This window comes from Pseudoalteromonas sp. BMB (assembly GCF_001709235.1).
Classification (GTDB): Bacteria; Pseudomonadota; Gammaproteobacteria; order Enterobacterales; family Alteromonadaceae; genus Pseudoalteromonas; species Pseudoalteromonas maricaloris.
In genome coordinates this window covers 1-25190 of the sequence record NZ_MBQA01000127.1, presented here as the reverse complement: position 1 = coordinate 25190, position 25190 = coordinate 1, and the positions used below count along the sequence as shown (strand labels likewise).

Below are 25190 nucleotides of genomic sequence, written 5' to 3'. Positions count from 1 at the left end.
AGAGACACCCACTTTATCTTTTGAGGTAATAAGTTAAAAACATTAAAAAGACACCCATTTTTAAACTGTGACGATAAAGTGGGTGTCTGCATATGCCAACAATACGGGCGCTACAGTTAGTTTGATGTTTGAAACTTAATTGTCGTCAAAGCAAACTTTTTAAGACCTCAATACGACAATAATATTTTAGCGTTTGAATATTAAGGCTGATATATGAGAGTCATGAAAATCACACTGGTGGCAGCTCTGGTTACAGTGGCGAGTTGTGCAGAACAAAAGTTGGAAGCTGTAGCACCAGATTATGTAAATAAACAACGAGTATTCGAGCAGAGTATTCGCGAAATTAATGATAGCGGAGTGAGTAGTGAAACAGCGAGTACACTTCAATCCAGAATGAGCACATACCGAGTCCCTGCGGTTAGCATTACTGTTTTTGATAATAATCATATTCTTTGGTCGAAAGGTTACGGAGTTACAGATGAGTACTCAAAAGTGAATGTAACGCCGGATACGCTGTTTCAGGCTGCTTCTATTTCTAAAGCTGTAACGAGCTTTGGTGCTTTTAAGATGATAGAGCTAGGTCGTTTTGGACTACATGAAGATGTAAACAGTAAGCTTACACGCTGGCAGATCCCCAATAATAAATTTACTAAAGAAAATAAAGTGACACCCAGTCGAATTATGAGTCACACTTCAGGGCTCAATGTACAAGGGTTCGCTGGTTATGGCAGAAACCAAAAAACTCCTTCGCTCGTACAGGTTTTACAAGGGAGTGAGTTGAGTAATTCCCCATCAGTTAGAGTCTTTCAAACACCAGGGAAGTCTGAATTTTATTCAGGTGGTGGCATGACAGTTTTGCAACTGTTGATGGAAGATAGTAGTGAGCTGTCATTCTCTGAGTTAATGGAAAAGCAGGTATTAAAGCCCCTAAGCATGAATAACAGCTCTTTTAAGTTAGCGTCGCTGAATCTGCCTCAATATAGAGTTGCTAAAGGTCATGATTTACAAGCAAATATGATCGCTGGAGGTTATCGGCTATATCCTGAAAAGGCAGCTGCGGGGTTATGGAGTACTCCTTCTGATTTAGCATTATTTATGATTGCTCTAGGTAAGTCCTATCGTGGTGATGAAGAAAGCTTATTATCGCCACATTTTGCGAAAGTCATGCTTACTAGAGTTCCCGGTGCTGGTGGTACTGGAATAGGACTCGATGGAGAAGGTAACGCTTTTAGATTTAGACATAGTGGCGGGAATGCCGGGTATACTTGCTATGCCGTGTCTTTTGCTAGTGTTGGCCGAGGTTTTGTCGTTATGACAAACTCAGACAATGGCTTTCAATTAATCCATGAAATCTCTAGAGCCATTTCTGAAATTTATGATTGGCCTGCATTATGGATGCATGAATAAGTAAGCATATTGCTTCTCGCTAAGGTGCAATTGGTCTAGGTTCTCAATTATTAATTGATTTGATGATTAACCAAAAAGTGCTACACAATTGGATATATTTGAACGCCGTTGAATTGAGAGCGAATCACAATATTTTTGCTTTGCTGCTGAGCTACCTGCAGCTCCATGGATCACAGTACTAAATTGTGTTGTCAGGGTTATCCAGTTCTTAGAGGTTAGATTTAACCTGTCTAAAATCGGTTGTTTGTTTTTGATGTAACCTATTTTGTCACTTCGTATGCAACGCCCTGTGAGTTCGACCAGTTCGAGATATGATGACAGCTCAAGTGGTATACCTTTAGGCATATGCTTTCTCGGATTGCCAGTAAATCGGAGTAGTGAGCGAGGTTGCTTTCCTTGTTTGGCTAATTCAATACGCTTTTTTACACTCGTGTATTTAGATTCTTCAGGTAGCTTAGCTAGGTTAGCGCGAATGGGATTTAGGTCAACATAAGCCATGCACGCAGCAAGTGCAGCTTCATCAAGTAGTGCTTGTGATTTGAAGCGCCCCTCCCAAAACCGACCTGTACATTGGTCCTCTTGATTTGCTCGTCGTGCAATATACTCATTAAGTGTTCTCATAAACCAGCTGATACAGGTAATGCGCGATCGATATATATTGATAGTATTATCAAGTATTGACCTTTCCGCATCTGATAATGGCTCATTACGAATAAACTTATGTGTGAGCCAACTGCCTTTAAACTGCTTGTGCCAGCGAATGATAATAGCTTTGTCAGTTAGACGTTTGGCTTTTTGAATATCAACGTGTAGAACTATATGGGTGTGGTTATTCATAACCGCATATGCACAGACATCAATGCAAAACGTTTTTTTAAGGGCGAGTAGCTTTTCTTCAACCCAATCCCTGCGATGTTCGTAAGAGCGCCCAGTGGCTATATCCTGACCGCAAAGGTAGGCTTGCCTAACACAGCGAGAAATACAGTGATAAAATTTGGTCTCTGATAGACAAATTTGTCGGCAGCGTGCAGTGGCCATAATAGATACCTTCAATCCTTTGAATGTATGTTAAGAGTAGATTGTCTTAGTCAATTTAACAAATGAAATACTAAATGGGTGGGTGTCTTTTTAAAAGCTGTTTTAAAAGCTTGTGCTGAGCAGAATTTAACAAGACACCCACTTTAACCTGTAAGGATCATGGCTTTTGTCGCAGCTGCTCAATGCGTTGCTCAAAGCTTGGGTGCGTACTTAACCAACTGTGCTGTTCGTCGCTTTCCTTGGCGAGTTTTTCGAATATAGAGATCATAGCATCATTATTACCATACAGCGCCATTAGCTTGTTGTGCGCGTACAAATCAGCCTCGAGCTCAGCTTGTTGAGAGTAATTTTGGTTGATACCTAACATTGCGCCCTGCATCATAAGATCTGAGAGCGCAGAGATGTCACCCAGTACGACACTCAAACTGACAAATACGATAGAGGAGCTTACAAGCGATTCCATGACGTGATTATGCTCCACATGGCCAATCTCGTGGAGTAACACTGCGCTAAGTTCTTGCTGAGTCGATGCCAGTTCGACCATGTTATCGGTGATCACAATGCTACCATTGGCCAGTGCCATGGCATTGGCTTTATCTTTCCATTGCCTAAATTCAAGTTTAAATTCACGTTCACTCGATGCATTGGCGCCAAGCAATGAGACAAATAAGGCTCGAGTCTCTTGCTGCTTGATTTCACTTATTTTTGATTCAGAAAATTCCGAGTTATCTAGCTCGTTTAGGCTACCCTCGTCGATGATTTGGTAGATTTGTTTGGGCAGTGCGGCTGAGATCTCTTCAGCGAAGTAAGGCACGCCTTTGGTATAAAACTGATAACCACTAAATAAAACGACCACAACCGTGGCCGCTATAATCCAAAGCCACTGCGTTTCTTTAGATTGTTTGATTCTGCTGTGTATCTTTGAGCTCATCTAGCACTTCTCGCATCACATCGATGTTGTATTTTCTCACTATTTTTTGGCTATTAAATAACTGAGGTAGCTCAATTAAGCACACTAAAATTAGCAGTATCCAGCCATAAAAGAGAATAAGCGCAAGCCCTATTAGCATCAAGGTTAGATTAATAGCACCACGTGCAGTTTTACCCAGATAAAAGTGATGTAAACCAGCGGCAAAGAAGTAATTGAGTACGGCGTATGTATCAGGATCTTTTACTAGCTGTTCTTCTAGTTGGTAGTACTGCTTGCGCGCTTCAGGACTTAGCTGAGCAACTTGATTTCTCAATGCTTCTTCTTGTTCTCTTAATGCTATTTCGTCCATGCAAACTCCTAGGATTAGGTTATGGTAGGGGATCTGATTTTACTTCAATACAATCTGGATCATTGCAGCGCCTGATCCGACAAAAACCGATACGCACGCCTTTAAAGAAGCCGTATTTTTCGATTGCTTGATAGGTATATTCAGAACATGACGGCGTAAAATTACAACTTATATTGAAGTGGGCTTTTGCTCCACCATTCGCTTGGTAGCGGCGAATGGCAGACAGAGCAAAGCGTTTAAGCACGTTTACGACCAAGTGTTAAGATCACGGCTTCGCGGCTCCAAAATAGCATAAAGCGTTTGTTTTCGATAACTTGGAAAACAAGCTGCCAACCATCTTGCGCTTCCATATTTAAAGTTGCTTCAAGCTTTTTTAACGGTAATCCACTTGAGCCAAGTAATAATGTGCCGCAGCCACCTTCAACTACATGGATAACTTTATATTCGTCGTATTGGGTCATAATACATCCCTGATTTAATTAGAATAAGTGAGATTTAATTCTATAGTAGCCAAGTAATCGCGACAATAGCGATTTCGTTGTTATTTTTTTAATTACAACAAAGTTTGATATTACTCATGAATAAAGCAAGATGTTACCCCAAGTGACCACTCTACAACGGCTTCAGCATGAAGTTTGGTCGTGTCATAAAGAGGGACTTGAGTATGCACTTGTTGAACGAGCAAACCTATTTCTGTGCAACCTAAAATTACCCCTTCAGCCCCTTGTTGATAGAGTGCATCGATGATGTCTAGATAAGTTTGCCTTGAGCTTGCGTTGACTTCACCGCGACATAATTCGTCATAAATTATGTGGTGAACTAAAGTTTGTTGGTCGCAATTAGGTGTTATGACCTCAATGCCGTGAAGGTCTTGCAATCGTGCTTTATAAAAGTCTTGCTGCATCGTAAATTTCGTACCCAATAGCGCGATGCGTTTTACGCCGTCATCTTTAAGTCGCTTCGCGGTTGCGTCGGCAATATGCAGTACCGGTAAGCCTGACGCTGCGCTAATTTCATCTGAAATTTTATGCATGGTGTTGGTACAGATCACAATGGCATCAGAGCCTGCAAGCTTCAACGAAGTAGCAGCACCTGCCAAAATGGTCGTCATTTTTTGCCAATCACCAGCAGCTTGAAGCTCAGCAATTTCGGCAAAGTCGATGCTATACAAGCAAAGCTTAGCACTGTGTAGCCCGCCAAGCTTTGCTTTAACGGTTTGATTGATAAGCTGATAGTAGCTTTGTGTTGACTCCCAACTCATACCGCCAATTAGCCCAAGTTGTTTCATAGTGATTACTCGTTATTTGCTGATAATAACGACAATAACGGATCTGGATTGAAACTTGAACCGTCAGCCTAAGGCGAGTTGACGGTTTTTCTTACTCTTGAGTTTCTTATGCTTTCTTTGCCACCATAAATATAACCCAGTAAAGCCAAGCAATACGGGGGCGAGTCCCATAATGCACCAAATTATTTTACTGGTAAGCCCTGCAAAATGGCCAAAGTGGAGTTTTCTAAAACTGTCGATTACCCGGTCTACAGTAGACGCCGTTCGAATATCGTAGGCAAAGGTTTGTTTACCTGATTGCGCGTCAAAACTAACCGTTGCTGCATAGTTACTAATGAATGGATTGGCATCGGCGACGCTACCAAAAATGGTAATGCTGGTTTGCTCTTGCTCAAATGGAAATAGCCAGTAGGTTGGTTTAAGTCCGTCAACCGCACGATGGCTTTGGGCCATCATGGCATCAAAATCTAATGAGTGATTAAACATTGCGTGGCTGACAATATGGTGCTCATCTTCTAGGTGTTCAAAAGCCTCGTGATAATACTCCACTGCATTAAAGTAAACGCCAGTAATGCCGAGCGCGAGCAATACCGGCGCACTCCAAATGCCAATTACCTTATGCAGGTCGCTCATCATGATGAGCCGAGGGGCCTGTCGCCTAAAGCTAAAGAATCGCCGCCAAAAGCGCCGATATATCACTAAGCCGGAAACACCGAGCAGTGTAAAAAGTATAGCCACAGCTAAACCGATAACGACACCCATGTGTGGAAAGGTTTTACTCACATCATCAAGTAGTAAGGTGTAATGTAGGTGAAGAATAAAATCAGTAAAGTCGCTGTGAATACCCACAGGCTCGCTTAGCATTTTGCCTGCGTAAGGATCTAGATACGTTTTGAACCATGTGTCTGTACCATGCTTTAATAAATAGACTCTATCAGCTTCGTAGCCGTCATCGAATATTTCCCAGCTACCAATTTCATAATTTGGGTGGGTGTCTGCGACATAATTAACGAGCATCTTCATGGGCTGACGTTGGACGTCTTGGTCCTGATAAGTCAATGTTGCTTGCTTTGGAAGTAATAGGCTATCTATCTCGAACTTAAACACCAACATGCTACCTGTGACTGACATAACGGCGAGCGGCAGTATCGCGATTAATGCCATTGCACTGTGCCATTTAAATAGTGTTTTACGCATTGTTTTCCTTTGAGTTAAAGCTAAATGAGAATGAATAAATGGATGAATTTACAGGCTGAATTAACAAGGAATTAACAAGGACACCCACCTTAATGCTTGCAGGCGCGCTAAGGTGGGTGTCCGTTTAAATCTTTCAGTCTATGTCCTTCCGTAAGCTCTCCTAGATGAATGACTAAAAGCGATAGTGGAGACCAACATCGGCTTTGCGCTCGGCCCCCATCCAGCAGTTACTTTCGTCATAGCATGCACCAACGTATCGCTTGTCACTGAGGTTACTAATGCTAAAGGTGATCCTGGCTTGCTCGCTGAGTTCATAATCAAAGGCGATGTCGAATAAGGTATAGGATGGCACGGTATCTGAGTTGTATTTCCCAACATAACTCTCGCCAACATACCGAGCACCAACACTCACTTTTAGTGCGTCTAGCAGGCTTGGATAATAATTCAACCAAAGCGATGCGGTATTATCTGCAACCCACACTAAGCGTTTCCCCACCAAATCTTGGTCTAATTCATTTTTAGTGACTTTCTGGTCCAGGTGCGTGGCATTGAACTGCACATCGAGTTGTTGATTAAAGATGTGAGAAGCTTCGAGCTCAATACCTTTGGATTGGATTTCACCGGCTTGGGTTTTCGTGACAAAGTCTTTGCTGTTAATGATTTCGTTCTGCTTGGTGAGATCGAATAGCGCAAATGTTAGCTGTGTATTGCGAGATTGATATTTAACGCCAAGTTCCCATTGTTCTGCTTCAGTTGGCTTGAAGGCTTGTTGAGTTACGCTATCTTCTCCTGCAACGGGTTCAAATGACTGACTATAGCTTACGTAAGGTCGCCAACCAGAATCCAGCTGATAAAGTGCGGCAATTCTTCCGGTGAGTTGGGTGTCATCAATATTTGATTCCGTTTGCCACTCGGTGCCAGCGTAGTTTTTATCAGCAGTAACATCACTGGTGAAACTGTCGTATCTAAGACCTGCCAAGAGGGTCAATGCTGATATTGTCACTTCGTCTTGGATGTAAAACGCACGGTTACTTTGTTCAATATCGTGCGCTTCGGTATAGAAGTTAAGTGGCAAAGCGCTAACATCAAACGCTGCATAATTGGGCGCTGCTAGATTAATACTTGGTGTGCCTGTCCCGAGTGTATCCCAATATCCTACGGTTGAGCTTAAGCTTTTGTATTCAAAACCCAAGAGCAAGTGATGTGATGAATTGCCAACGGTAAAGTGAGTAGACAATTGGTTGTCTAAAACATAGCCATGTTGCGTTTCATCTGTTTTATATGCTGAACGGGCAAGTATGGTGTCGCTATCAGCAATTAAGTTTTGGTTATAGGTATTTTGCTGCAGGCCTTCTGCATCGGTGTAACGCCAGTTGGCAAACAAAGACCAATCGTCGGACAAACTGTGTTCCAGCTTTAGCCCTGCCATTAGCGTTGTTCTATCAAAATTAGACCAATTGATATCGCCTGCAAATGCATCTGCATCTAGATAACCATAACTTGCGCGCGTAAGCGTACCAACGCTATGTAAGGGGGTAGATGGTATGGCTTTGGGATCGTCTTGGTAATAAAGCTGTGCAGTTAACGCCGTATCATGGTTCGGTTGCCAGCGCAGCGAAGGTGCAAATACAGTGCGTTCTTCTTCCGTTGTTTTTTGCTGGCCATCACTTGTTCTTGATAGCGCAATGGCTCGATAGCTTAGTTCATCGGTGATCACACCTCCATGGTCAACGCCGATTTCTCTGAGCGCTCTACTACCGACTCTCAGGCGAACCTGTGTTTGCTTAGTGCCATTAGCAAGCTTTGCGATTTGGTTCACCATGCCACCTGGCGGTGCTGAGCCGTAAAGTACTGACGCAGGGCCTTTTAGCACCTCAATGGTGTCGGTGGCAAAGGCATCAACTTGAGGATATAAATTCCAGAGATTGTTAGATTGCAGTTCTAGGCCATCGTAATAGTTTCGATAAGATTCAAAACCGCGAATAGTGTATTGGTCAAAAATGGTGACCGTGCTGCGGCTTTCTGGTGTGATACCAGAAACATAGCGTAACGCAGCATTGACCGAGTCAGCTTGGCGTAGCTGCAAGGTGTCTTGATCTATATGAGAAATAGAAAAGGGCGCGTTGATAGGTGCCAAAGACGACTTTGTTCCGGTACTTTTATATTGGCTGCCCTGAACTTCTATTCTTTCTAACTCATCTTTTTGGTTTTCATTGGCACTGGTGGTTTGGGAAAGCAGTGAGAGGCATACTGCAGCATAGAGTGTGTTGATTTTCATTGTTCTACCACTATGGATAATGAGAGTGATTCTTATTATATATACTTGTACGGTTCAGTTTTGTCTAAGAGTGCACTCGCTGTGAAATTTGTTTGGGAGAAAGAGAAAATAATTGCTTAAAACGGCGGCTGAAGTGCGCCTGATTTTTAAATCCGCTATCAATAGCAATTTGATTTAATGATGCGGAACTATTGAGTAACTCAAAATAAGCGTGAGTGAGCCTAGTGCGGATCAGGTATTCACTGGCACTCAGATCAGATGCGGCAAAGAGTTTGTGAATATAACGTTTTGACCAGCCAGAATGCTCACATAGCATGTCGATACAAAATGCTTCATCACTTGCATGTGTAGAGATGAGCCGTTTTAACTCCGCCAGCGGCGACCTTGGTAATTGAGTCGGCTGGCAAGCACTTAGCTGCAGTACAATTTCATCTTCAAGCCATTTTGCCGCTGTTAAATTTAGCGTTGTGGCGGTTAAGGCGCTTTTGAATACTGTTGATAGACCAGAGGGAATTGTCAGTGCTTGTCCATGCAAAAGCCGCCTGCCGGTTCGAGATACGAGCCAATTGATTGGAAAGTTGAAGCTAATGGCGTGGTATTGTGTAGGAACGTGAAACACATGTTTTTGATTTGCTTCAAGATAAATTAACTGTGTTAGATCAGCACGCTGCAAGGATTGCTCAGTCAGCCACCAACCATTTCCTTCAGAGATAAGGATCAAACTGCCATAGTTTTCAGGCATCATCGCCGCAGTTTGCGCAGTACGATGGTAAATAATACCATCGAGCTTTACTTGCGAGATACTACTACAGATGAGCGGCACTTCGGTGTGTAGTTCACCGTCAGACACATGGTCATAAAACCCTTGGTGTAATAATTGGCTGTAGAGATCTAATACAATACTCATTAAAAACAAAAATGGCGGCTCAAACGAGCCACCACTGTACTTGTTTTTTCAATAAACCCCAAACGAAATGAGATTTATTTGTAATAAAGCTAATTAGTAGCTTGCAACAAGTGTTACACCTGAGAAGCTAGAGTAGCCACGTAACTTGATGTAATAGGTTGCACCTTGGCCTGAACTTAAACTACAAGATTCATTATTACCATTTAAGAATGGACGACAGTCATAGGTTGATGTCGTAGGTGCCGCACCTTTACGAACATACAAATCTGCATCGCCAGAGCCACCAGAGCTTGCAACTGTTAATGTTACATTTGCTGGAACATCAATGGTGTATTGCAACTCTTGGCCAGATGCACCAGCTAGACCACTTACTGGGATGCCATTTTCTAAGCAATTGCTACCACAGCCACCTGGATCAGATGAGTAAGTACCTGTGAGGGTCGCATTTGCATACGCAGCGTAACCATTTAGCATCACATACCAATCACCTGCAGTCGGATTGGTGAAATCGCATGATTCATTGTTACCATCCAGATACGGGCGACAAGCGTAACTATTTAGCGTTGGTTGAGTGCCTTGCTGTACATACAGGTCGGCATCGCCAGTACCACCAGCAAGTGAGAAGTTCAGCGCGCTAGCGCCTGCTGGAACAACCAACTTATAGAAGGTTTGCTGACCAGATGCACCAGATGCACTGACGCCTTGGCCATTAACTAGCTCTGTGATTGGATCTGGATCTGGGTCCGGATCAGTGCCATCAGCTAGCGTATAAAGTAGCTCGTTAGGTGAACCGCTTTGTGGGTTAGAGACTTTACCTTTTGATGAGCGTTGGCTCAGCAAGCTATCAATTTGTGACGGGCTTAGACTTGGGTTTTCATCCAAATATAGCGCAACAGCACCTGCAACGTGCGGAGCGGCCATCGAAGTACCGCTGATGGTATTGGTTGATGTATCTGAGTTATACCAAGCAGAAGTAATACTTGAACCCGGTGCATAAATGTCTAGACAGTTACCATAGTTTGAGAAACTAGAGCGGGCATCGCTGCTTGTGGTTGAACCCACAGTGATTGCATTGGCTGCACGTGCTGGTGAGTAATTACAGGCATTGCTATTGTCATTACCCGCCGCAACAACAAAGCTAACGCCTGAGGCAACTGCGTTATTTACTGCGTCATCAACCGCTTGAGAAACGCCACCACCCAAACTCATGTTAGCAACGGATGGGCCTGATGCATTGTTTTTAACCCAATCGATACCAGAGATAACGCCTGAATATGAACCCGAGCCGTTACAACCCAATACTCTTACGCCAACGATATTGACGTTTTTCGCTACCCCATATTCACCGCCACCAATTGTGCCTGCAACATGGGTACCATGACCGTTACAGTCTGTTGCATCATTGTCATTATCAACAAAGTCATAACCATGTGATGCACGGTTACCAAATTCATTGTGACTAATGCGAACACCCGTATCGATAACATAGGCCGTTACACCAGTTCCATCAAAATCATAATGGTAGTTTGAGTTTAGCGGTAGATTACGTTGATCTACGCGATCTAGACCCCAAGTTGGACTAGCTTGGTCGCCGCTTGCTGTGATAGCTGGGGTCACTGTAACCACTTGGTCTTGTTCGATATAGTCAATATTTGGGTTATTAAGCAAACCTTTTAGTTGCTTTGCCGATGCATTAATCACCACACCGTTTAGCACGCCACCAAACTCTTTTGTAATGCTTACGTTATGTTTATTCTGTAACGCTTTAGCTTGCTTATTAGCGAAGGCTGCAACCGCTTTACTGTCTTTGACATTTAAAACAGAAGGTGTTGTGAACACCACAATATACTGATCATCGATTGCTTTGTTTGACTCTACGCTAAGTATTTTAGCGGCTTGTGCGTTGACTGAAGTCAAACCCGCTAATACTGCAAAACTAATAGCACTTAATTTACGCATTTTGTTGTTCCTTGCATGTTGTTTTGTTTAATTGTGTTTACCAATCTCAAGGTTATGAACTTATCTAGCTGCTGTAGATGCGTTATTCACCAAAGTTCAACGCTTGATTGCGTTTGTTTTGAGATAATGAACAACGCCAGCTAAATAAAAATTGCACATAATTTCGACTGGTTACACTAGGATAGAAGTAAAGCTTAAAAAATAAACAAAAAGTACAAAAAAAATTTACAATGTGTTTTTTAATGCATAGGTTAGCTGACCAAATAAGCGAGAGGTTTATCCTTTTTCTTTATATATTATCAATAAATACAGTTGGTTAATTTTGATTTTAGAGGGGGGTAACGTGACAGGGCAAGAGGAATAAATAGGCTGAAAAAATTCCAAATGAGTATAGAGTATGTGACTTTTTGTTAATTTATCTTTACATTTAAGCTTGGTTTTTGACTTTTGAATTGTAAACAAGGACAAAGCCAATCAAGGTGAAAACCATGCTTATTATTAAACCTGGTTGATACAGCTTTTACTTCTCTTAGACCCTCATTTTCTATGCCGCTTTGTTGAATATCGCGGTTATATGGCAACTTTAAAGCCACTAAACCATCCCAAGTTAAGCCCTTTTTGCAGTAACTGCATCACCATTGCTGTGCCTTGTGCTAAATCATCACTTTGCTCAGCCGCGTATTCACAGACAAAACTAAACGGCAGCGCGTTCTTCATGCTTTGTAGACAAGCAAATTCGGCTTCCGTTAACGAGTGATACCCAGTGCGCATATCGCGCTCTCTGGCGAGTATCCAGTAGTTCGGTTTTGTCGACACTTCTGGGACCGCTGTACTGTTCTTTAACGCTTGCCAGCTATCGACCGCATTATGTGTAAATCCCAATAAATGAACGCTGGGGTGAAAAGTAAACTGCAAGTTTGGAAATTGTGCTGCTGCAATTTTTTGTAGGTGCACAAGTCCCAATTGAGGCGCATCTTCCGCGTCGAATGCACTGAGTAATGTACGTTCAAATTGTGCGATTTCAGTGAGAATAGGGTAGAGCTTAAATGGCTCAAATTGACTTAAATATTCAGGAAGCGCATCGCCAAACTGGCGCAATGAGGTCGAACGCGAAGGAAAGTGCTGTAGATAGCCCGAAAACATCTCATCAAACAGGGCATCACCCAAATAAAAACCAAGCATTTCATGATCTTGTTCTAACACTTTTTTTAATCTGATGTGGTAAGCATTAGTGTATATTTGTGCGCGTTGTGCGACATTTAGGCCGCTTTGATATTCAATTTCAGCCATTAATTGGCTGTCATCGCCTTTTAGCATCGCAATAAAGGCGTGTTGCAGCGCGACGAGATCAGCCATATGTTCTCCAACTGCAAGGGGCTATTCCTTTGGCCAAGTTCAGCTCTTGTAATAATCCCGCGAGTTCAGGAAAGTTATCATCACGTTCAATCATGGTGTTAATAGGGGATCGGTTTTGAGTGTATTGGCGATACAAACTCCACACCTCTTCGCAAATAGGTTGGTCGTGCGTATCAACAATATGTGTACCAAAATCGCTGTGGCCAGCCAAGTGAATTTGTGCGACCGCTTGTGTTGGTATGGCGTTAAGGTAAGTCATTGGGTCGAATTGATGATTGCGTGAGCTTACATATACGTTGTTGATGTCGAGCAATAACTGGGATCCGGTACGCTGGTGCAATTCGCTCAAAAACGCCCACTCTGTCAGTTCAGATTGTTTGTAGTTTAAATAACTTGAGACATTTTCGAAGATCATTGGACGCTCAAGGTAATCTTGTACTTGATTGATTCTTGCGGTGAGATGTATCAGCGCTTCTTCAGTGTAAGGAAGTGGCAATAAATCATGGCTATTAAATTCGCCTAAGCTGCTAAAGCAGAGGTGATCTGACACCCATTCGGGTTCAACCCGTGCGATGGTGCGTTTAAGCTGCGCAAGGTAATTCATATCTAGAGGTGAAGTACTGCCTATCGACATCGATACTCCGTGCATCACAATGGGGTAGTGCTCTTTAATTTGCGAGAGGTAATACCAAGGCTTGCCGCCGTCGACAAAGTAATTCTCAGAGATAATCTCAAACCAATCTACTTGTGGCTGAGTGTCGATAATAGCGTCAAAATAACACGTGCGTAGGCCAAGACCAAAGCCCAGAAAGGGTACTGACATAATTGCGCTCTTTTAATGCATTGTGCGTGTTTATCTATTGCAATAATAATCTTGATAGATAAACACGCGCCGAGGTTAAAGCTTATTAGCTTTCCGCTTTGCCACCAATGTCAGCACAGGCCTTTGCTGGCATGCTGACAAATCCAGTCCCTTTGCAAGAAGCGTGTCCCGCACAAGCATTACTTGCGGTTTTACAATCGTTATGGCCTCCGCAAACGTTGACATCGTGGCAGTGCACAAGGTCGGCCTTTGCGACACTGCCAACCCAAGCGTCTTGTTGATTGCCACCGACATCACTACACGCTTTACTCGGCATGGCAACAAAGCCTGTGCCTTTGCAAGAAGCTTGTCCTGAGCAGGCATTACTCGCTGTTTTACAATCGTTATGTCCACCACAAACATTGACGTCATAACAATGCACTAAATCTGTTTCAGCTGTCGCAGCTTGCGCGCTTGTAGAATTGTTTTCTGTGCTATTACAACCCACTAAACCCGCTACCATCATCGCCATTGCAGCGCCCGTTAATGCTTTCATGTTTTTAATCCTCTTTGTTATCTATTAACGTGCTTAGCTTCGGCCAAGGGGCTGCTTATCTTTCAAGTTTGTTTTTGCAGCAGTTTGATTGCCATTTATACAAGGCAGAGCCAGCGTAGCATAGTTGTTCTATGTAAGTCTGGCGATAACACAGTAGAAATGGCAATCAAGCGCTGCCCTTCGGGTTCACCTGAGTGTGCTTCGTTCTTTGTTGCTCAACTTTAGCTTAGCCCACTATGCGGCAAGTCGAGCGCCGCGATCAAAACTCACTCAGGAGAACGAAAATCAAACAGCAAAGGTAAGCAGCCCCTGGGATTATCGAAACGCAGTCACGTTATAAAAGACCTAGTAACCGCAAGATCCATTTCAGTGTAGAAGAAAAAATGGGGGATAAAGTTAAATCTTACGAAAATAGGAAGGCGTTAATCCCGTCCAGCGCTTAAAGGCACGGCGAAAATTAGTAATGTCGCTAAACTGTAAAGCGGTTGCAACTTGTTCATTGGAATAGCCTTGCTCAGCCACGTAAAACATGGCTTGTTGACGATGCAGTCTGTCTTTTTCGTTAATAAAAGTAGTCTGATGTAGCTTGAGTTTACGTTTAAAAGTTGCAGCGCTCATGCCCATCATTTCAGCGATTTGCTCACTATGATATTTAGGATATTTTAATTGTAAGCGATGCAATTGGGCGAGAAATCCACGCTGTGGTGAGGGCAAGGTTTTTAACTGCCGAGCCACTAAATAAGGAAAAGTGCCAATTTGCTGCTGAGCTAAAGCTTGGTTACTCATTACAACGGCAAAATCACTGTGATCAAAGCTGTAAGCTAGGTGTATATGGCTCAGGTATTGCGCGACTTGTTTTGGCTTTGTATACGGAAACTGCAATGTTAATGTGGTTTCTGGGCTGCGCCACTTAAGGTAGCCACAACAAAGGCTTGCCATTGTTTCGCATAAAAATCGCGTGACCGCAGGCTTACCTTCTGCAATGGCGGGTGAAAACAGTAAATGGCAGCTTGTTTCTGTCTGGAGTTTTCTAGTGTGGTAAAAAGGCAATATATCCAAACCTTTAAGCAGTAGAACTTTGAGTAATTGCTGTATGTTGTGGCAATTAAATAGCAGCTCGGCATGGTGACTGATCAGCGTATTAAGTAGGTATTGGCCGTAAATAAAACTGACTTCCTGACAGCTCGCCTGACTGACAAGGTTGCTTACTATTGTTTCAAACTGCTCATAACTAATGCGGGTTGGATTAGCGTGCAGATCGGTATAAAACAACTTACTGCCTTTCAAAATGACGTCTGCATGTACACCGTGCTGGAAAGCCAACTCTACCAAGGGGAGTGCAAAGTAGCGACTCGCAAGTTGTTTTGTTTGGCACTCAAAATAGGACATTAAGCCGCAGCTACCTTGGTCTGATTCAGCTCGTTCACAAGCGCTGCTATCAGAGGTTCGAATTCACAGTGTTTGTCATCAACTTCGATACAGCTCCATCTCACTGCACTATATTGCGGCTGGTTTTCACCGTCATCATAGTTGGCATGGCGAGCGATAAATTCAGCCGCACGGTTGGCAAAAGCTTGGGCTTGAATATGGTTGGTTTGCGGGTGAACGACCACAAATTTATCTGCTGCAAAACGGCATAGCAGATCACTCTCTCGCATGCTCAAAGAGAGCATATCGGCAATATCGCGCAGTAACTGATTACTTTTTTGCAAACCATGCTGGCGAGAATAAGCGGCAAAATCACATATATCGAATAGTGTTAAGCAAAATGGGCTATTGCCATTGGCAAGGCGGGATTGTTCGTGGCGAACTTGATTTTGCATATACTCAACGCTGTAGAGGCCGGTGACAAAGTCGGTCATGCTGTGGTCACGATAAAAACGCTCTTTTTTCATTAAGGTTTGATTGAATATGCTTTGCTCTTTATACCAGTAATAGGCTGAAATACTCATCAGCACCATGCCAAAGCAAGCAGGGATCGCTTCAAAACTGGTTAAATAATGGGGCGTGAACACCACCATCTCATCCAAAAAATCCCACAGCATAGAAACATACATGGCACTCAACCCTGCAAACAGTAGGTTAGTGACGAGCCCTTTTGGTCGAGTGAGCAAGGTCACCGCAATCCAAATCAGTGTCATCAGCGTGAGGCCACCTTCACCAAGGCTATCGAGCCAATTGACGTCCGACAGTGGTCGCAGTACTGAGGTATAGGCCGTGATGGTAATGGCAACCAGTGTGAGTAGCACTAGTAGCAACCACCGCGATTGATGAAGTAAAAAAGGCTGAAGTTTCATGTTTGTTGTCTAGTCAAAATGTAGAGCGATATAGTAAAAATTTGCACTTGGTGCTGATAGGGTCAATTTAGCTCAGTAAAGGCGATGTTTTTATGACAAAAACCGCAACATTTTTGCATAACAGCAGCTAGCAAACTGATTGTTATTCAGAGTTCAGGTTAAATATCGTTGCCAAAACCCCAAGCGCTGGGGGTCATATCGGCTCAAATTCACGAGTTCGGCCGGCATAAACGTCCTGTTAAAGGCTGCAGCGCACTCAAGTGAAATAAAAGCGTCACGTTTTCGCACTAGGGTAGCCGCGACGTTTTAGCGGGGCGCTAAAATTCTACTCAACCTGTGCGAGCAAATAATGAAAAAAAATCTACCGACAAGCTTTACGCTTTCTGCCGTTGCGATGATCTGTGCTGGACTGACGTTAAGCTCAGTTGCAAATGCGAACACCCTAACAGGGCAAGTAAGTTCCGTATCGCAAAAGAGCCACTTTCAAGGAGCAAAAGTGGTGATCAAAGAATTAGACAGAACCCTTATCTCTGAGCGCGATGGCCGCTTTACCGCAACCAATCTCCCAGCGGGTAATTATACGCTTGAGATAAGTTATCTTGGCGCTGAAACAGTGACTAAAAGCATCACAATTACTGATAACCAAGTCACCGATGTTCAAGTACAGCTTGGTTCTCAATCGGGTCAAATGGACGATATTATTGTTGTTGGGCAAAGAGCCGGACAAGCAGGTGCACTAAACCGGCAAAAAAATGCTCTGTCACTTAAGTCGATCGTCAGTGCGGATTCCATCGGTCAGTTGCCGGATCAAAACGCAGCAGAAGCACTGCAACGTCTGCCTGGACTTTCTATTCAACGAGATCAAGGTGAAGGCCGTTTTGTGGCAATTCGTGGGATCGACCCAAATCTCAACAACGTGACTATCAATGGTGCCAACGTGCCTTCTCCTGAAGCGGGCGTGCGCTCGGTGGCGATGGATGTTATCCCAAGTGAGTTAGTGCAAAGCCTAGAGGTGAGCAAAACGGTCACACCGGATATGGACGCATCGGCTGTGGGCGGTAGCATCGAAGTAAAAAGCCTCAGTGCTTTTGACCGAGAAGGGCAGAGCTACAGCGTAACGTTACAAGCGTCACACAATGAACAGGTGAGCGAGACCAGCCCAAAAGCGTCGTTTAGCTTCACCGATATTTATGCCGCAGGCAAAGAGGTGGAAGTTGGGGTTGCAACAGCGGTATCTTGGTTTGAGCGTGAGTTTGGTTCTCATAATATGGAAACCGATGGCGGCTGGATGGAACTAGAAATGGACGATGTGAACTCAGGAGAAGAAGTGAGCTTCTTTGGTGCTGAGGAAATGGAGCAGCGCCACTATCGTATTACGCGAGAGCGTTTAGGGGCGGCACTGAATCTTGATGTACATCACAAAGGGTTTAACAAATACTACTTACGCACGCTCTACAGCAAGTTTTCTGACGATGAATTTCGTCAACGCAATGAGTACAAGTTTGACAAAGGCGATGTATTTGCCGATGAGCTAAGCCAAAATGCGGCCTATTTCTCAGGTGCAGAAATGGATAGAGATACCAAAGACAGATATGAAGAGCAAAGCATTTTATCTGTGGTTTTGGGCGGCGAAAACTTAGTGCAGGATTGGTTTATTGAATACAGTATTGGCTACTCGAAATCAGATGAAAGCGAGCCAAATCGCTTGGATACCTCATTTGCTGGAGAAGACTTTGCGCTAGGGTATGTACTGGATGGTAAGACACCCACGCTTGCAGCGGATGAAGCTTCTCAGCAACTTAGCAATTTTGAAATCGATGAAATTGTCTGGGAGAACAACCTAAGTGAAGATGAAAATACCAGCTTTAGACTGGATTTAACTAAAGACTTCACTTTACTTGGTCACAATGCGCAAATTAAATTTGGTGGTAAATATGCTGACCGTGAAAAGTTTAACCGCGTTGACGCCAAGCTATATGACGGCGGCTTTGATGACCTAACGGCGAAAGACTTTGTCGCCAATGAGCCTGAGTATGAGCTTGGGGCCTTTGGTCCGGGTTTAAGTCGCGGCCAGATCCGCGACTACTTCTACAGTAATCGCAGTGCCCTTGAGCTAAACCAGCTTGAAACTGACATTGAAACACAAGGTCGTTCATACACCAGTGAAGAAACCGTCACCGCGCTCTACGCTATGCTGACGGTCGACATTGATAAACTCAATGTTATTGCAGGCTTTAGATACGAAGACACAGATTATGCAACGAGTGGTAATCGCGTTGAACTCATTAATGATGAAGTGAATGACGTTGAGCGCGTCGAGATCAACCAATGGCAAGTTGAAGATAGCTACGACCATTTATTACCAAATTTAACATTACGCTATGAAATCAGCGATAAGCTGATCACCCGTTTTGCCTATACACAAACTCTAGCGCGTCCAAGCTTTGAAGATGCAGCAGCATTTCAAATTATAGAAACAGAGACCACAGAAGATGATGGCGAAGTTGAAATTGAGCGTAAAGCCGAAGTCGGAAACCCAGACTTAGACCCATACAAGTCAACAAACTATGACTTTTCGGTAGAATATTACCCCGGTGCGATTGGCGTGTTATCTGCAGGCGTTTTTCACAAAAACATCGGTAATTTTATTGCCAAAGCCGAGGTGCAAGATAACGGTCAGTGGCAAGGCTATAAAGAAGTTATTCAAAGCGTTAATGGCGGCGCCGCTGAACTGACAGGGGTGGAGCTTGCGTACACGAAGAACTTTCAAAACGGTTTGATGCTCTCAGCTAATGGTACATTTATTGATGCTGATGACAATCTACCAAACCAATCCGACACCGTGGGCAACCTAATGTTTGGTTATGAAAATAGCCAAATAAGCGCAAGGTTGAGTGCGTCGTACAAGAGCAAAAGCTTTTTGTTTGAAGAGAACAAGCAGCGCGTTTTCCAAGACGACCATCTGCAACTCGATTTAAGCATGAAGTACTTTTATACCGAGCAAACTCAGCTTTATTTCAACGCGATCAATTTAACCGACGAGCCGATGAGCATTTATCAAGGCGACACTCGTTACAACTACCAATACGAAACCTATGGTCGTTCATTTGAGCTTGGAGTAACTGTAACGTCCTTCTAACAGAGAAGTAAAGGTGGGTGTCCTTGTAAAAGCAGTACTTGTATTTAAAAGCACCATTAAAAGGACAGCCACCGTATCGAGCTAGGGTCTTAGGTATTAGCAGGACACCCACCTTATTTATATGCAGGAGGATGCAGTGGTAACACTGTGTTGGTAACAATGAAAATAACATCAGTAGCTTTACTATTCGCGCTTAGTGGTGCAGCACAAGCCGCAGAAAATATTAACTTTCTGGCCTTTGGTGATGGAGGCTATCACCCAGATTATCCAAAAACAAAGCACATTAAATCGCCTAAAAATAAGGCCGAGTTTATTGCTGCTGAAAAGGCGGATTGGTTAGAAGAGCATCGCCCGCTCGAAGAGTTCAACCATGCGCCTATCTATGTTTATCCGGGAACCGAAACCGCAACGGAGGAAACCGGTGCGTTGGTGGTTGGACAGGCAATGGCCTCTTTGTGTGAGAAAAAGCCATGCGACTTTGCTATTCAGCTTGGTGATAACATCTATCCTGACGGTGCGGCGGCTAACGATGGCAAAGACGACCAAAAGCGTATGGATGACTTGATTCTAGGGCCGCTAAAGCCACTCCTTATTCAAAACCCAGAGTTGGTTGTGTATTCAGCGTTAGGCAACCACGATTGGAAGACGTCTCGTCGCGGCGTGAAATTACAGACCGAGTGGATGGCTAAGCAAGCTAATTTTCATATGGATGGCAAAGGTTATTACAGCTACACCTTTGGTGAGAAAGGTAATAACGTCGAGTTCTTTGTGCTTGATACCAATATGTTGCTCTCTGGTCAGCATTATTACGAAATTCCACTAAAACCGGATGGTAGTGAACAGGGACTGGCAAGTGCACTGGCCAGTGGTCAAGCCGAAGTTGAAGACATTGAAAAACATGAGCAACCTGTCAATGGGGAAGATCACAGGCAATTGGCTTGGCTTGCAAATGGGCTTAAAAACTCAACCGCAAAATGGAAAATTGTATATGGACACCATGTACTTTGGTCGATTGGTGGCACCAAGTACGATGAAGCTCATGTGCTACGCCGCTTAATCTTACCCGAACTATGTGAATATGCAGATGCATATATCGCAGGCCATGAGCATGATTTGGAACTGTTAACGGACGACTGTTCGCGTGTACTCCCCGGAAACACAAAGCCTAAGTTACCACTTATTATCAGCGGCGCCGCATCAAAAATGCGTGGCACGCATACACCGCTTGCTAACTATCAAGAAAAGCGTTATCCAGAGTACGACCTAGTCTGGAATAAAGCTTTTACTTGGGGCTTTGCGCATATCGAATTAGACAACCAAAAAGACATGCTCAATGTGTCGTTTTACTCAACACCAAACGATTTAAGCGGTCAGCTGGTGCCAGAGCAAAGCTTTAGCTTCGCTCACCGCAGTAAGTAACGGATCAGCAGGCGATAAACATGCGGTTTTAAGTATTTAAAAAGGGTGAAATACAGATTAAATGTAATGCTGTGTAATTGATAACTTCCGTTTTGATGAACTAGATTTAACAGGAGTTTTACATCTTAAGGAAAGCATCATGCTACCGTCATCAATTACACGCACTAAACTCCAACTACTTGGAATGTCATTATTGCTTGCTACAAGTACACTGGCTGCGCCAAGTGCGCTTGCTTACTCGAACGATACTTCTTGTAAACCGAATAACGATTGGTTTGGCAGCCCTGTGCCAAACCCTCCTGAAGGTGCAAATAGTCCGTTTGCATTTAAAGATGGTAAAGATCTCTCGACAAACTGCGATTTTCATCAGTGGTCGTGGAATAAGTTTCTTTATTTAACGCAGCCTGACAAGCGTGCTCCTGGTGGCTTGTTGATGTTTGGTTCTGGGTTTTGGCAGGTTGATAATGCGCTAAAACCTTATTTTGCCCCTTGGAATGATTTATTAAATCCAACCGGACTTCGCCCCGCAAATGTGTTGATCCTTGAAGATATAAATCAAGCAGGATCAGATGGTGTTATTTACAGCAAGTTTGGTGGGACGCCCGTACATTATTCGATCCACGTTAACGATACTTATATGAAGTCAGCAACCTCCCACCCTAAAGCAGATAGCAAAGCTGAATTTGCTGTGGGGTCGGTTGAGTTAAAGGTTGCTTGGATAGATGTCAAAGCGCTGCAGCAAGTCTATCCAAAGCTTGATTTAGCTGAGCATTTTTATATTCGTAAAGCGGTTTACCAAAAAGACAATAAATATAGCGGTACGGGAGAAGTAGCGCTCGTTGGCATGCATGTTGTCGGTGTGGTTGAAAATCACCCAGAGTTTATTTGGGCGACGTTCGAGCATAAATTGAGTGCACCAGATTACTACAGCTCTGAGGGAAAGTTTAAGAAAAGCACGGCTTACTTACAGCAAGATAAAGTAGTGAGTAATAGCCATGATCTGCTATTTTATCGGGGCGGAACTGAAGTGCAAAATGCACATTTAATGTATCCAGCTTCTGAAACCACGACCAACACGTTTCGTTTATATCAGTACGGCGTGCCAAACGGCAATCCATATATAGCAGGTAATAACCCTGAGCTGGTGGGGAGTCAGACACAACAAGCCCAAGATGAAACTAACTTCAATAATATTACTGAACTAAATAGCTTAGTGAATGTAAAACTGGAACAAAAGAATCCCGTTTGGAGTAACTACTTTTACGCCGGATCAATCTGGCTGAGCACGCAAGATTACGATTTTGCAAATGGCATTAGTGGCAATATCGTGGGTAAGGGAGCCAACGAGGCGTTACGCGGCTCATTGGCGGTTGCCAATATCACTATGGAAACTTATACCCAAACTTTCAGCGATGTCACTGGCACCGAGCCACAAATTAAACCAGCTAACTGCTTTAGCTGCCATGGTATTAGTGCAGGTAAATCAACGATGCAAGTAAGCCATATTTACAACAACTATTTAAAGTTAATGCAAAAGAGTCAGTAAATCAGGGTTCCTGAATGCGCACAGGCTCAAAATAATAAGCCACCGATTTTAGCGGTGGCTTATTACTTCAAGGAGTTTAATCAATTTGCTTTGTGGGTTGCTTTATCTTTTGCATTAGAAAGAACAAAAGTCCTATAAAAACGATATTGATGAACGCCATGATAAGGGCTACTTGATCCTCTGAGTGCCCGCGAAAGTCAGACAGCAAATCAGCAAAGATAAACAGGCTATAAAACGTACCTGCTACATTTAAGCCCCACCCTACAAAACGGGATGTCTTTACAAGCTGAGTGTAATCGCTAAGCTTTGCCATAATAAAGTGATATCCATACATCACACCAACGGCTGCCATCATTAAGCCGACTGCTGCATTGTCGCCTCGTTTATTTAAATAATATGCATCGAAACATAAAGCACCAACTGCAAAGATGCCTATCAAAATAACAATGGCTTTAATCAAAAATTCAGCGACTGGGTTGGGCTCTCGCTTTGTTGAAACTTGAGATCTTGTCATCGTAACTTGCTGACCATTCCGTATTACTTGTTGCGGCTGTTGTTGATAAGCTTGACCATATTTGGGTTGTTGATTTTGCACACTCACATCACTGATTGCACGAGTGGGCGTTCCTTCATCTAGAATATGCTCAACGCATTTCTTAATTAACTTTTTTATTGTCACAAAAACTCCTTGTCATAGAGATTAATTCGAGTATTACCAAAACTCTTTATCTAGTGGGCGGTTATTTTTTAGGTCATAAAAGGGGGCTTGTTTTACTAAATCTTCGCCTAATATTTGAATATGGTCTTGGTGGTCAAGATAGGGGCTTTCTATCGTTTCTTGCCAACCTTTATAAAACGAACTTGGTATGGGCTGAGTGGTATCCATAAAACGGTGGATTTCACTCCACAACTGCACGCTGCTGTCCATATCCTTTGGCTCCCAATCGGTTGAATAAAGTGTCTGGCGCTTAAGTGTTTTTGGGTATCGCTGTGGGGCTAAAAACGCCAAGTTATGCCTCACACCTTTACCCGAGGAGACCTTTACAATATACAGTTCAACTTCATCAAGTGTTAACGAGAAGCTCCCTTCGTTATTGCCAATGGGAAAAGTGACAAGGCCGGTATTTCGGAAGAAGTCTACCCGTAGTATCTCAGATGTATGGTGTTTAACACGGTAAACATAGACAAACAGGGGCAAAGCAAATGCTAGTAGTCCCGTGGTGAGCCATAAATACAAACTATCACCACTACCGAAATAAAAAATAATTGAAAGTAGCGCGATGATGGATGCCATATAGGCAAATACAATGTTTGCTAATTTACCAGTTCGTGAAAAATCGGCACCACCAAGCGCTACTCGCCTATTCGAAGAAAAGAGGTTATTTTGTTGGACTGGTTGAGTACGAGTAGATACCACAGGACTCACTTTCAGCATCCCTTTACTAATGTTAAAGTCTCGTGGTGTCGAGTCCTCTATTTTTAGCAGCGGTGTTTCTTCTATTGGCCGATCATGCACTACCTTATCTACAGGCGCTTGACGAGTTAACGTTTGCGTCTCCTTTTTACCCTCAGTTTCCATGACCTTTTCAACAATTTTTTGAAGACCTAAAGCGAGCAAGGCCACCACTTTTTTCCAACTGCGGTTATGGGTAGGGCTGACTTCCTTGTGGTGTGCTTTCATTGCTTTATTGCTACCAAATCACTTTGTCTAACTGCCAGCCTTTGTAAAAGGATGCTGGTATAGGTTGTGTGTTATCCATAAAACGATGGATTTCACTCCACAGCTCCATGCTATCTTCTAAGTCTCTTGGCTCCCAGTCGACAGGGTACATAGGTTGATGGCGAAGATGTTTGGGGTAGCGCTTTGGTACCAAATAGGCCATGTTAAACTGCACCCCTCGACCTGCAGAAACTTTACCGATATACAAATCAACCTCATCTAACGCTAACGAAAAGGTACTAACATTGTTACCAACGGGAAAGGTAACAAGGCCACTATGGCGAAAGAAATCAACACGGAGTACTTCAGCTGAAGTGCGTCTTATATGAGAAGTACGAATGAATATAAGTGTAGCCAGTACGCTGAGCGTACCACCTAACCAGAGAAACCTTGGATCAGGATTATGAAAATAACTCCAATAGCAGATCGCCACAACTAATATTGCCATATAAGCAAAAGCTGCATTCGAAAGCTTATCGATACGATCAAGGTCAACACTCATCAATTTAATATCTCTGCTGGAGGTCATTAGGTTATTTTGCGAAAGCATGAATCGACTGTTTAGCTGAGCTGGTACTCGCTCAAATCCCCCCTTTACTTTTTTACGTCTTGGTACAGAGTCTGCTATTGGTAGTAGAGGAGTCTCTTCCACCGGTCGACCAAAATCAATGGGTGGTAGATTGTCCTCTGTATGCTCTTTTATCTCTTGTGGTGTTTTGGGAGCTACTTCAGTTTCCATGACCTTACTTACAATTTTTTGAAAACCTAAAGCGAGCAAGGCCACCACTTTTTTCCAGATGCGGTTATGGGGAGGGCTGACTTCCTTGTGGTGTGCTTTCATCGTTTTATTGCTACCAAATCACTTTGTCTAACGGACGGTCGTTTTCTAAATCGTAAAAAGGGGCTTGTTTTACTAAATCTTCGCCTAATATGATTATTTTATCTTGCTCCGTAAAGTCACTGCTTTCGATTACCTCTTGCCAGCCTTTGTAAAAGGATGC

General features: G+C 43.3%; 22 protein-coding genes and 1 pseudogene. 5 read left to right on the top strand and 18 right to left on the bottom strand.

The features are described from left to right. The first annotated feature begins 213 nt into the window (after positions 1 to 213). Positions 214 to 1407: a serine hydrolase domain-containing protein gene (locus BB427_RS08760; protein WP_069020359.1), complete on the top strand. Its 1194-nt coding sequence runs from the start codon at positions 214 to 216 to the stop codon at positions 1405 to 1407. Between the two features lie 66 nt (positions 1408 to 1473). Here BB427_RS08760 and BB427_RS08755 read toward each other — a convergent pair whose 3' ends face one another. The 13 genes from BB427_RS08755 to bufA2 all read right to left on the bottom strand — a co-directional run bounded on the left by BB427_RS08755 (position 1474) and on the right by bufA2 (position 14068). Beyond that, positions 1474 to 2445, bottom strand: coding sequence for a transposase (locus tag BB427_RS08755; RefSeq protein WP_069020357.1), 972 nt, complete (start codon positions 2443 to 2445; stop codon positions 1474 to 1476). A gap of 157 nt (positions 2446 to 2602) precedes the next feature. Next, positions 2603 to 3376: a M48 family metallopeptidase gene (locus BB427_RS08750; protein WP_069020355.1), complete on the bottom strand. Its 774-nt coding sequence runs from the start codon at positions 3374 to 3376 to the stop codon at positions 2603 to 2605. After that, positions 3339 to 3725: a membrane protein gene (locus tag BB427_RS08745; RefSeq protein ID WP_045988345.1), complete on the bottom strand. Its 387-nt coding sequence runs from the start codon at positions 3723 to 3725 to the stop codon at positions 3339 to 3341. The genes BB427_RS08750 and BB427_RS08745 overlap by 38 nt, the downstream gene beginning before the upstream one ends. 19 nt (positions 3726 to 3744) lie before the next feature. After that, positions 3745 to 3969, bottom strand: a complete 225-nt coding sequence (gene yidD / locus BB427_RS23845; RefSeq protein ID WP_083229856.1) for a membrane protein insertion efficiency factor YidD — start codon at positions 3967 to 3969, stop codon at positions 3745 to 3747. Beyond that, positions 3962 to 4186 (bottom strand): DUF4177 domain-containing protein, encoded by a 225-nt coding sequence (locus BB427_RS08740; RefSeq protein WP_010369821.1) that lies wholly within the window; start codon positions 4184 to 4186, stop codon positions 3962 to 3964. Before BB427_RS08740 ends, yidD begins: the two co-directional genes overlap by 8 nt. A gap of 110 nt (positions 4187 to 4296) precedes the next feature. Beyond that, positions 4297 to 5013, bottom strand: coding sequence for an aspartate/glutamate racemase family protein (locus BB427_RS08735; protein ID WP_069020353.1), 717 nt, complete (start codon positions 5011 to 5013; stop codon positions 4297 to 4299). A gap of 63 nt (positions 5014 to 5076) precedes the next feature. Then, positions 5077 to 6210 (bottom strand): PepSY-associated TM helix domain-containing protein, encoded by a 1134-nt coding sequence (locus tag BB427_RS08730; protein ID WP_069020351.1) that lies wholly within the window; start codon positions 6208 to 6210, stop codon positions 5077 to 5079. 172 nt (positions 6211 to 6382) lie between these two features. Beyond that, positions 6383 to 8488 (bottom strand): TonB-dependent siderophore receptor, encoded by a 2106-nt coding sequence (locus tag BB427_RS08725; protein WP_069020349.1) that lies wholly within the window; start codon positions 8486 to 8488, stop codon positions 6383 to 6385. A 64-nt stretch (positions 8489 to 8552) separates the two neighbouring features. Further along, complete coding sequence (locus BB427_RS08720; protein ID WP_069020347.1) at positions 8553 to 9395, bottom strand: helix-turn-helix transcriptional regulator; 843 nt, start codon at positions 9393 to 9395, stop codon at positions 8553 to 8555. Between the two features lie 93 nt (positions 9396 to 9488). Next, positions 9489 to 11354 carry a S8 family serine peptidase gene (locus BB427_RS08715; RefSeq protein WP_069020345.1) on the bottom strand — a complete coding sequence of 622 codons (1866 nt, stop codon included), beginning with the start codon at positions 11352 to 11354 and terminating at the stop codon, positions 9489 to 9491. Between the two features lie 570 nt (positions 11355 to 11924). Next, on the bottom strand, positions 11925 to 12710 hold the full coding sequence (locus tag BB427_RS08705; RefSeq protein ID WP_069020341.1) for an HvfC/BufC N-terminal domain-containing protein: 786 nt from the start codon (positions 12708 to 12710) through the stop codon (positions 11925 to 11927). Further along, a complete protein-coding gene (bufB, locus tag BB427_RS08700; protein ID WP_069020339.1) occupies positions 12703 to 13533 on the bottom strand; it encodes an MNIO family bufferin maturase in 831 nt (276 codons plus the stop codon). The genes BB427_RS08705 and bufB overlap by 8 nt, the downstream gene beginning before the upstream one ends. An 85-nt stretch (positions 13534 to 13618) precedes the next feature. After that, positions 13619 to 14068 (bottom strand): BufA2 family periplasmic bufferin-type metallophore, encoded by a 450-nt coding sequence (gene bufA2 / locus BB427_RS08695; RefSeq protein WP_069020337.1) that lies wholly within the window; start codon positions 14066 to 14068, stop codon positions 13619 to 13621. A gap of 159 nt (positions 14069 to 14227) precedes the next feature. Between bufA2 and BB427_RS24705 the strand changes: the two are divergent. Further along, positions 14228 to 14443, top strand: a pseudogene (locus BB427_RS24705) (hypothetical protein). Between the two features lie 21 nt (positions 14444 to 14464). Here BB427_RS24705 and BB427_RS08690 read toward each other — a convergent pair. Both BB427_RS08690 and BB427_RS08685 read right to left on the bottom strand, forming a co-directional pair. Then, the gene (locus BB427_RS08690; protein WP_069020335.1) at positions 14465 to 15457 is read right to left on the bottom strand and encodes a helix-turn-helix domain-containing protein; all 993 of its coding nucleotides are present in this window, start codon (positions 15455 to 15457) and stop codon (positions 14465 to 14467) included. After that, positions 15457 to 16365 carry a GGDEF domain-containing protein gene (locus tag BB427_RS08685; RefSeq protein WP_069020334.1) on the bottom strand — a complete coding sequence of 303 codons (909 nt, stop codon included), beginning with the start codon at positions 16363 to 16365 and terminating at the stop codon, positions 15457 to 15459. Before BB427_RS08685 ends, BB427_RS08690 begins: the two co-directional genes overlap by 1 nt. Before the next feature lie 349 nt (positions 16366 to 16714). Here BB427_RS08685 and BB427_RS08680 point away from each other — a divergent pair, with 349 nt between their 5' ends. The 3 genes from BB427_RS08680 (at position 16715) to BB427_RS08670 (ending at position 22469) form a co-directional block, all read left to right on the top strand. Beyond that, on the top strand, positions 16715 to 19504 hold the full coding sequence (locus tag BB427_RS08680) for a TonB-dependent receptor (protein WP_069020332.1): 2790 nt from the start codon (positions 16715 to 16717) through the stop codon (positions 19502 to 19504). 159 nt (positions 19505 to 19663) lie between these two features. Then, entirely contained in the window at positions 19664 to 20923 is a 1260-nt protein-coding gene (locus BB427_RS08675; RefSeq protein ID WP_069020330.1) for a metallophosphoesterase, read from the top strand. A gap of 139 nt (positions 20924 to 21062) precedes the next feature. After that, on the top strand, positions 21063 to 22469 hold the full coding sequence (locus tag BB427_RS08670; protein ID WP_069020328.1) for a hypothetical protein: 1407 nt from the start codon (positions 21063 to 21065) through the stop codon (positions 22467 to 22469). Between the two features lie 76 nt (positions 22470 to 22545). Here the strand turns inward: BB427_RS08670 and BB427_RS08665 are convergent, their stop codons facing one another. Genes BB427_RS08665 through BB427_RS08655 form a run of 3 tightly spaced genes read right to left on the bottom strand, consistent with a single transcriptional unit; the run spans position 22546 to position 25030 of the window. Further along, positions 22546 to 23148, bottom strand: a complete 603-nt coding sequence (locus BB427_RS08665; protein WP_069020326.1) for a hypothetical protein — start codon at positions 23146 to 23148, stop codon at positions 22546 to 22548. Positions 23149 to 23181: 33 nt separating this feature from the next. Beyond that, a complete protein-coding gene (locus BB427_RS08660; protein ID WP_069020324.1) occupies positions 23182 to 24150 on the bottom strand; it encodes a hypothetical protein in 969 nt (322 codons plus the stop codon). Positions 24151 to 24160: 10 nt separating this feature from the next. After that, the gene (locus tag BB427_RS08655; protein ID WP_254663610.1) at positions 24161 to 25030 is read right to left on the bottom strand and encodes a hypothetical protein; all 870 of its coding nucleotides are present in this window, start codon (positions 25028 to 25030) and stop codon (positions 24161 to 24163) included. Between the last annotated feature and the right edge of the window lie 160 nt (positions 25031 to 25190).

Coding starts and splice junctions, on each gene's coding strand:
- BB427_RS08760 (WP_069020359.1), top strand. CDS start 214: ATGAGAGTCATGAAAATCACACTGGTGGCAGCTCTGGTTACAGTGGCG.
- BB427_RS08755 (WP_069020357.1), bottom strand. CDS start 2,445: ATGGCCACTGCACGCTGCCGACAAATTTGTCTATCAGAGACCAAATTT.
- BB427_RS08750 (WP_069020355.1), bottom strand. CDS start 3,376: ATGAGCTCAAAGATACACAGCAGAATCAAACAATCTAAAGAAACGCAG.
- BB427_RS08745 (WP_045988345.1), bottom strand. CDS start 3,725: ATGGACGAAATAGCATTAAGAGAACAAGAAGAAGCATTGAGAAATCAA.
- BB427_RS08740 (WP_010369821.1), bottom strand. CDS start 4,186: ATGACCCAATACGACGAATATAAAGTTATCCATGTAGTTGAAGGTGGC.
- BB427_RS08735 (WP_069020353.1), bottom strand. CDS start 5,013: ATGAAACAACTTGGGCTAATTGGCGGTATGAGTTGGGAGTCAACACAA.
- BB427_RS08730 (WP_069020351.1), bottom strand. CDS start 6,210: ATGCGTAAAACACTATTTAAATGGCACAGTGCAATGGCATTAATCGCG.
- BB427_RS08725 (WP_069020349.1), bottom strand. CDS start 8,488: ATGAAAATCAACACACTCTATGCTGCAGTATGCCTCTCACTGCTTTCC.
- BB427_RS08720 (WP_069020347.1), bottom strand. CDS start 9,395: ATGAGTATTGTATTAGATCTCTACAGCCAATTATTACACCAAGGGTTT.
- BB427_RS08715 (WP_069020345.1), bottom strand. CDS start 11,354: ATGCGTAAATTAAGTGCTATTAGTTTTGCAGTATTAGCGGGTTTGACT.
- BB427_RS08705 (WP_069020341.1), bottom strand. CDS start 12,710: ATGGCTGATCTCGTCGCGCTGCAACACGCCTTTATTGCGATGCTAAAA.
- bufB (WP_069020339.1), bottom strand. CDS start 13,533: ATGTCAGTACCCTTTCTGGGCTTTGGTCTTGGCCTACGCACGTGTTAT.
- bufA2 (WP_069020337.1), bottom strand. CDS start 14,068: ATGAAAGCATTAACGGGCGCTGCAATGGCGATGATGGTAGCGGGTTTA.
- BB427_RS08690 (WP_069020335.1), bottom strand. CDS start 15,457: ATGTCCTATTTTGAGTGCCAAACAAAACAACTTGCGAGTCGCTACTTT.
- BB427_RS08685 (WP_069020334.1), bottom strand. CDS start 16,365: ATGAAACTTCAGCCTTTTTTACTTCATCAATCGCGGTGGTTGCTACTA.
- BB427_RS08680 (WP_069020332.1), top strand. CDS start 16,715: ATGAAAAAAAATCTACCGACAAGCTTTACGCTTTCTGCCGTTGCGATG.
- BB427_RS08675 (WP_069020330.1), top strand. CDS start 19,664: ATGAAAATAACATCAGTAGCTTTACTATTCGCGCTTAGTGGTGCAGCA.
- BB427_RS08670 (WP_069020328.1), top strand. CDS start 21,063: ATGCTACCGTCATCAATTACACGCACTAAACTCCAACTACTTGGAATG.
- BB427_RS08660 (WP_069020324.1), bottom strand. CDS start 24,150: ATGAAAGCACACCACAAGGAAGTCAGCCCTACCCATAACCGCAGTTGG.
- BB427_RS08655 (WP_254663610.1), bottom strand. CDS start 25,030: ATGAAAGCACACCACAAGGAAGTCAGCCCTCCCCATAACCGCATCTGG.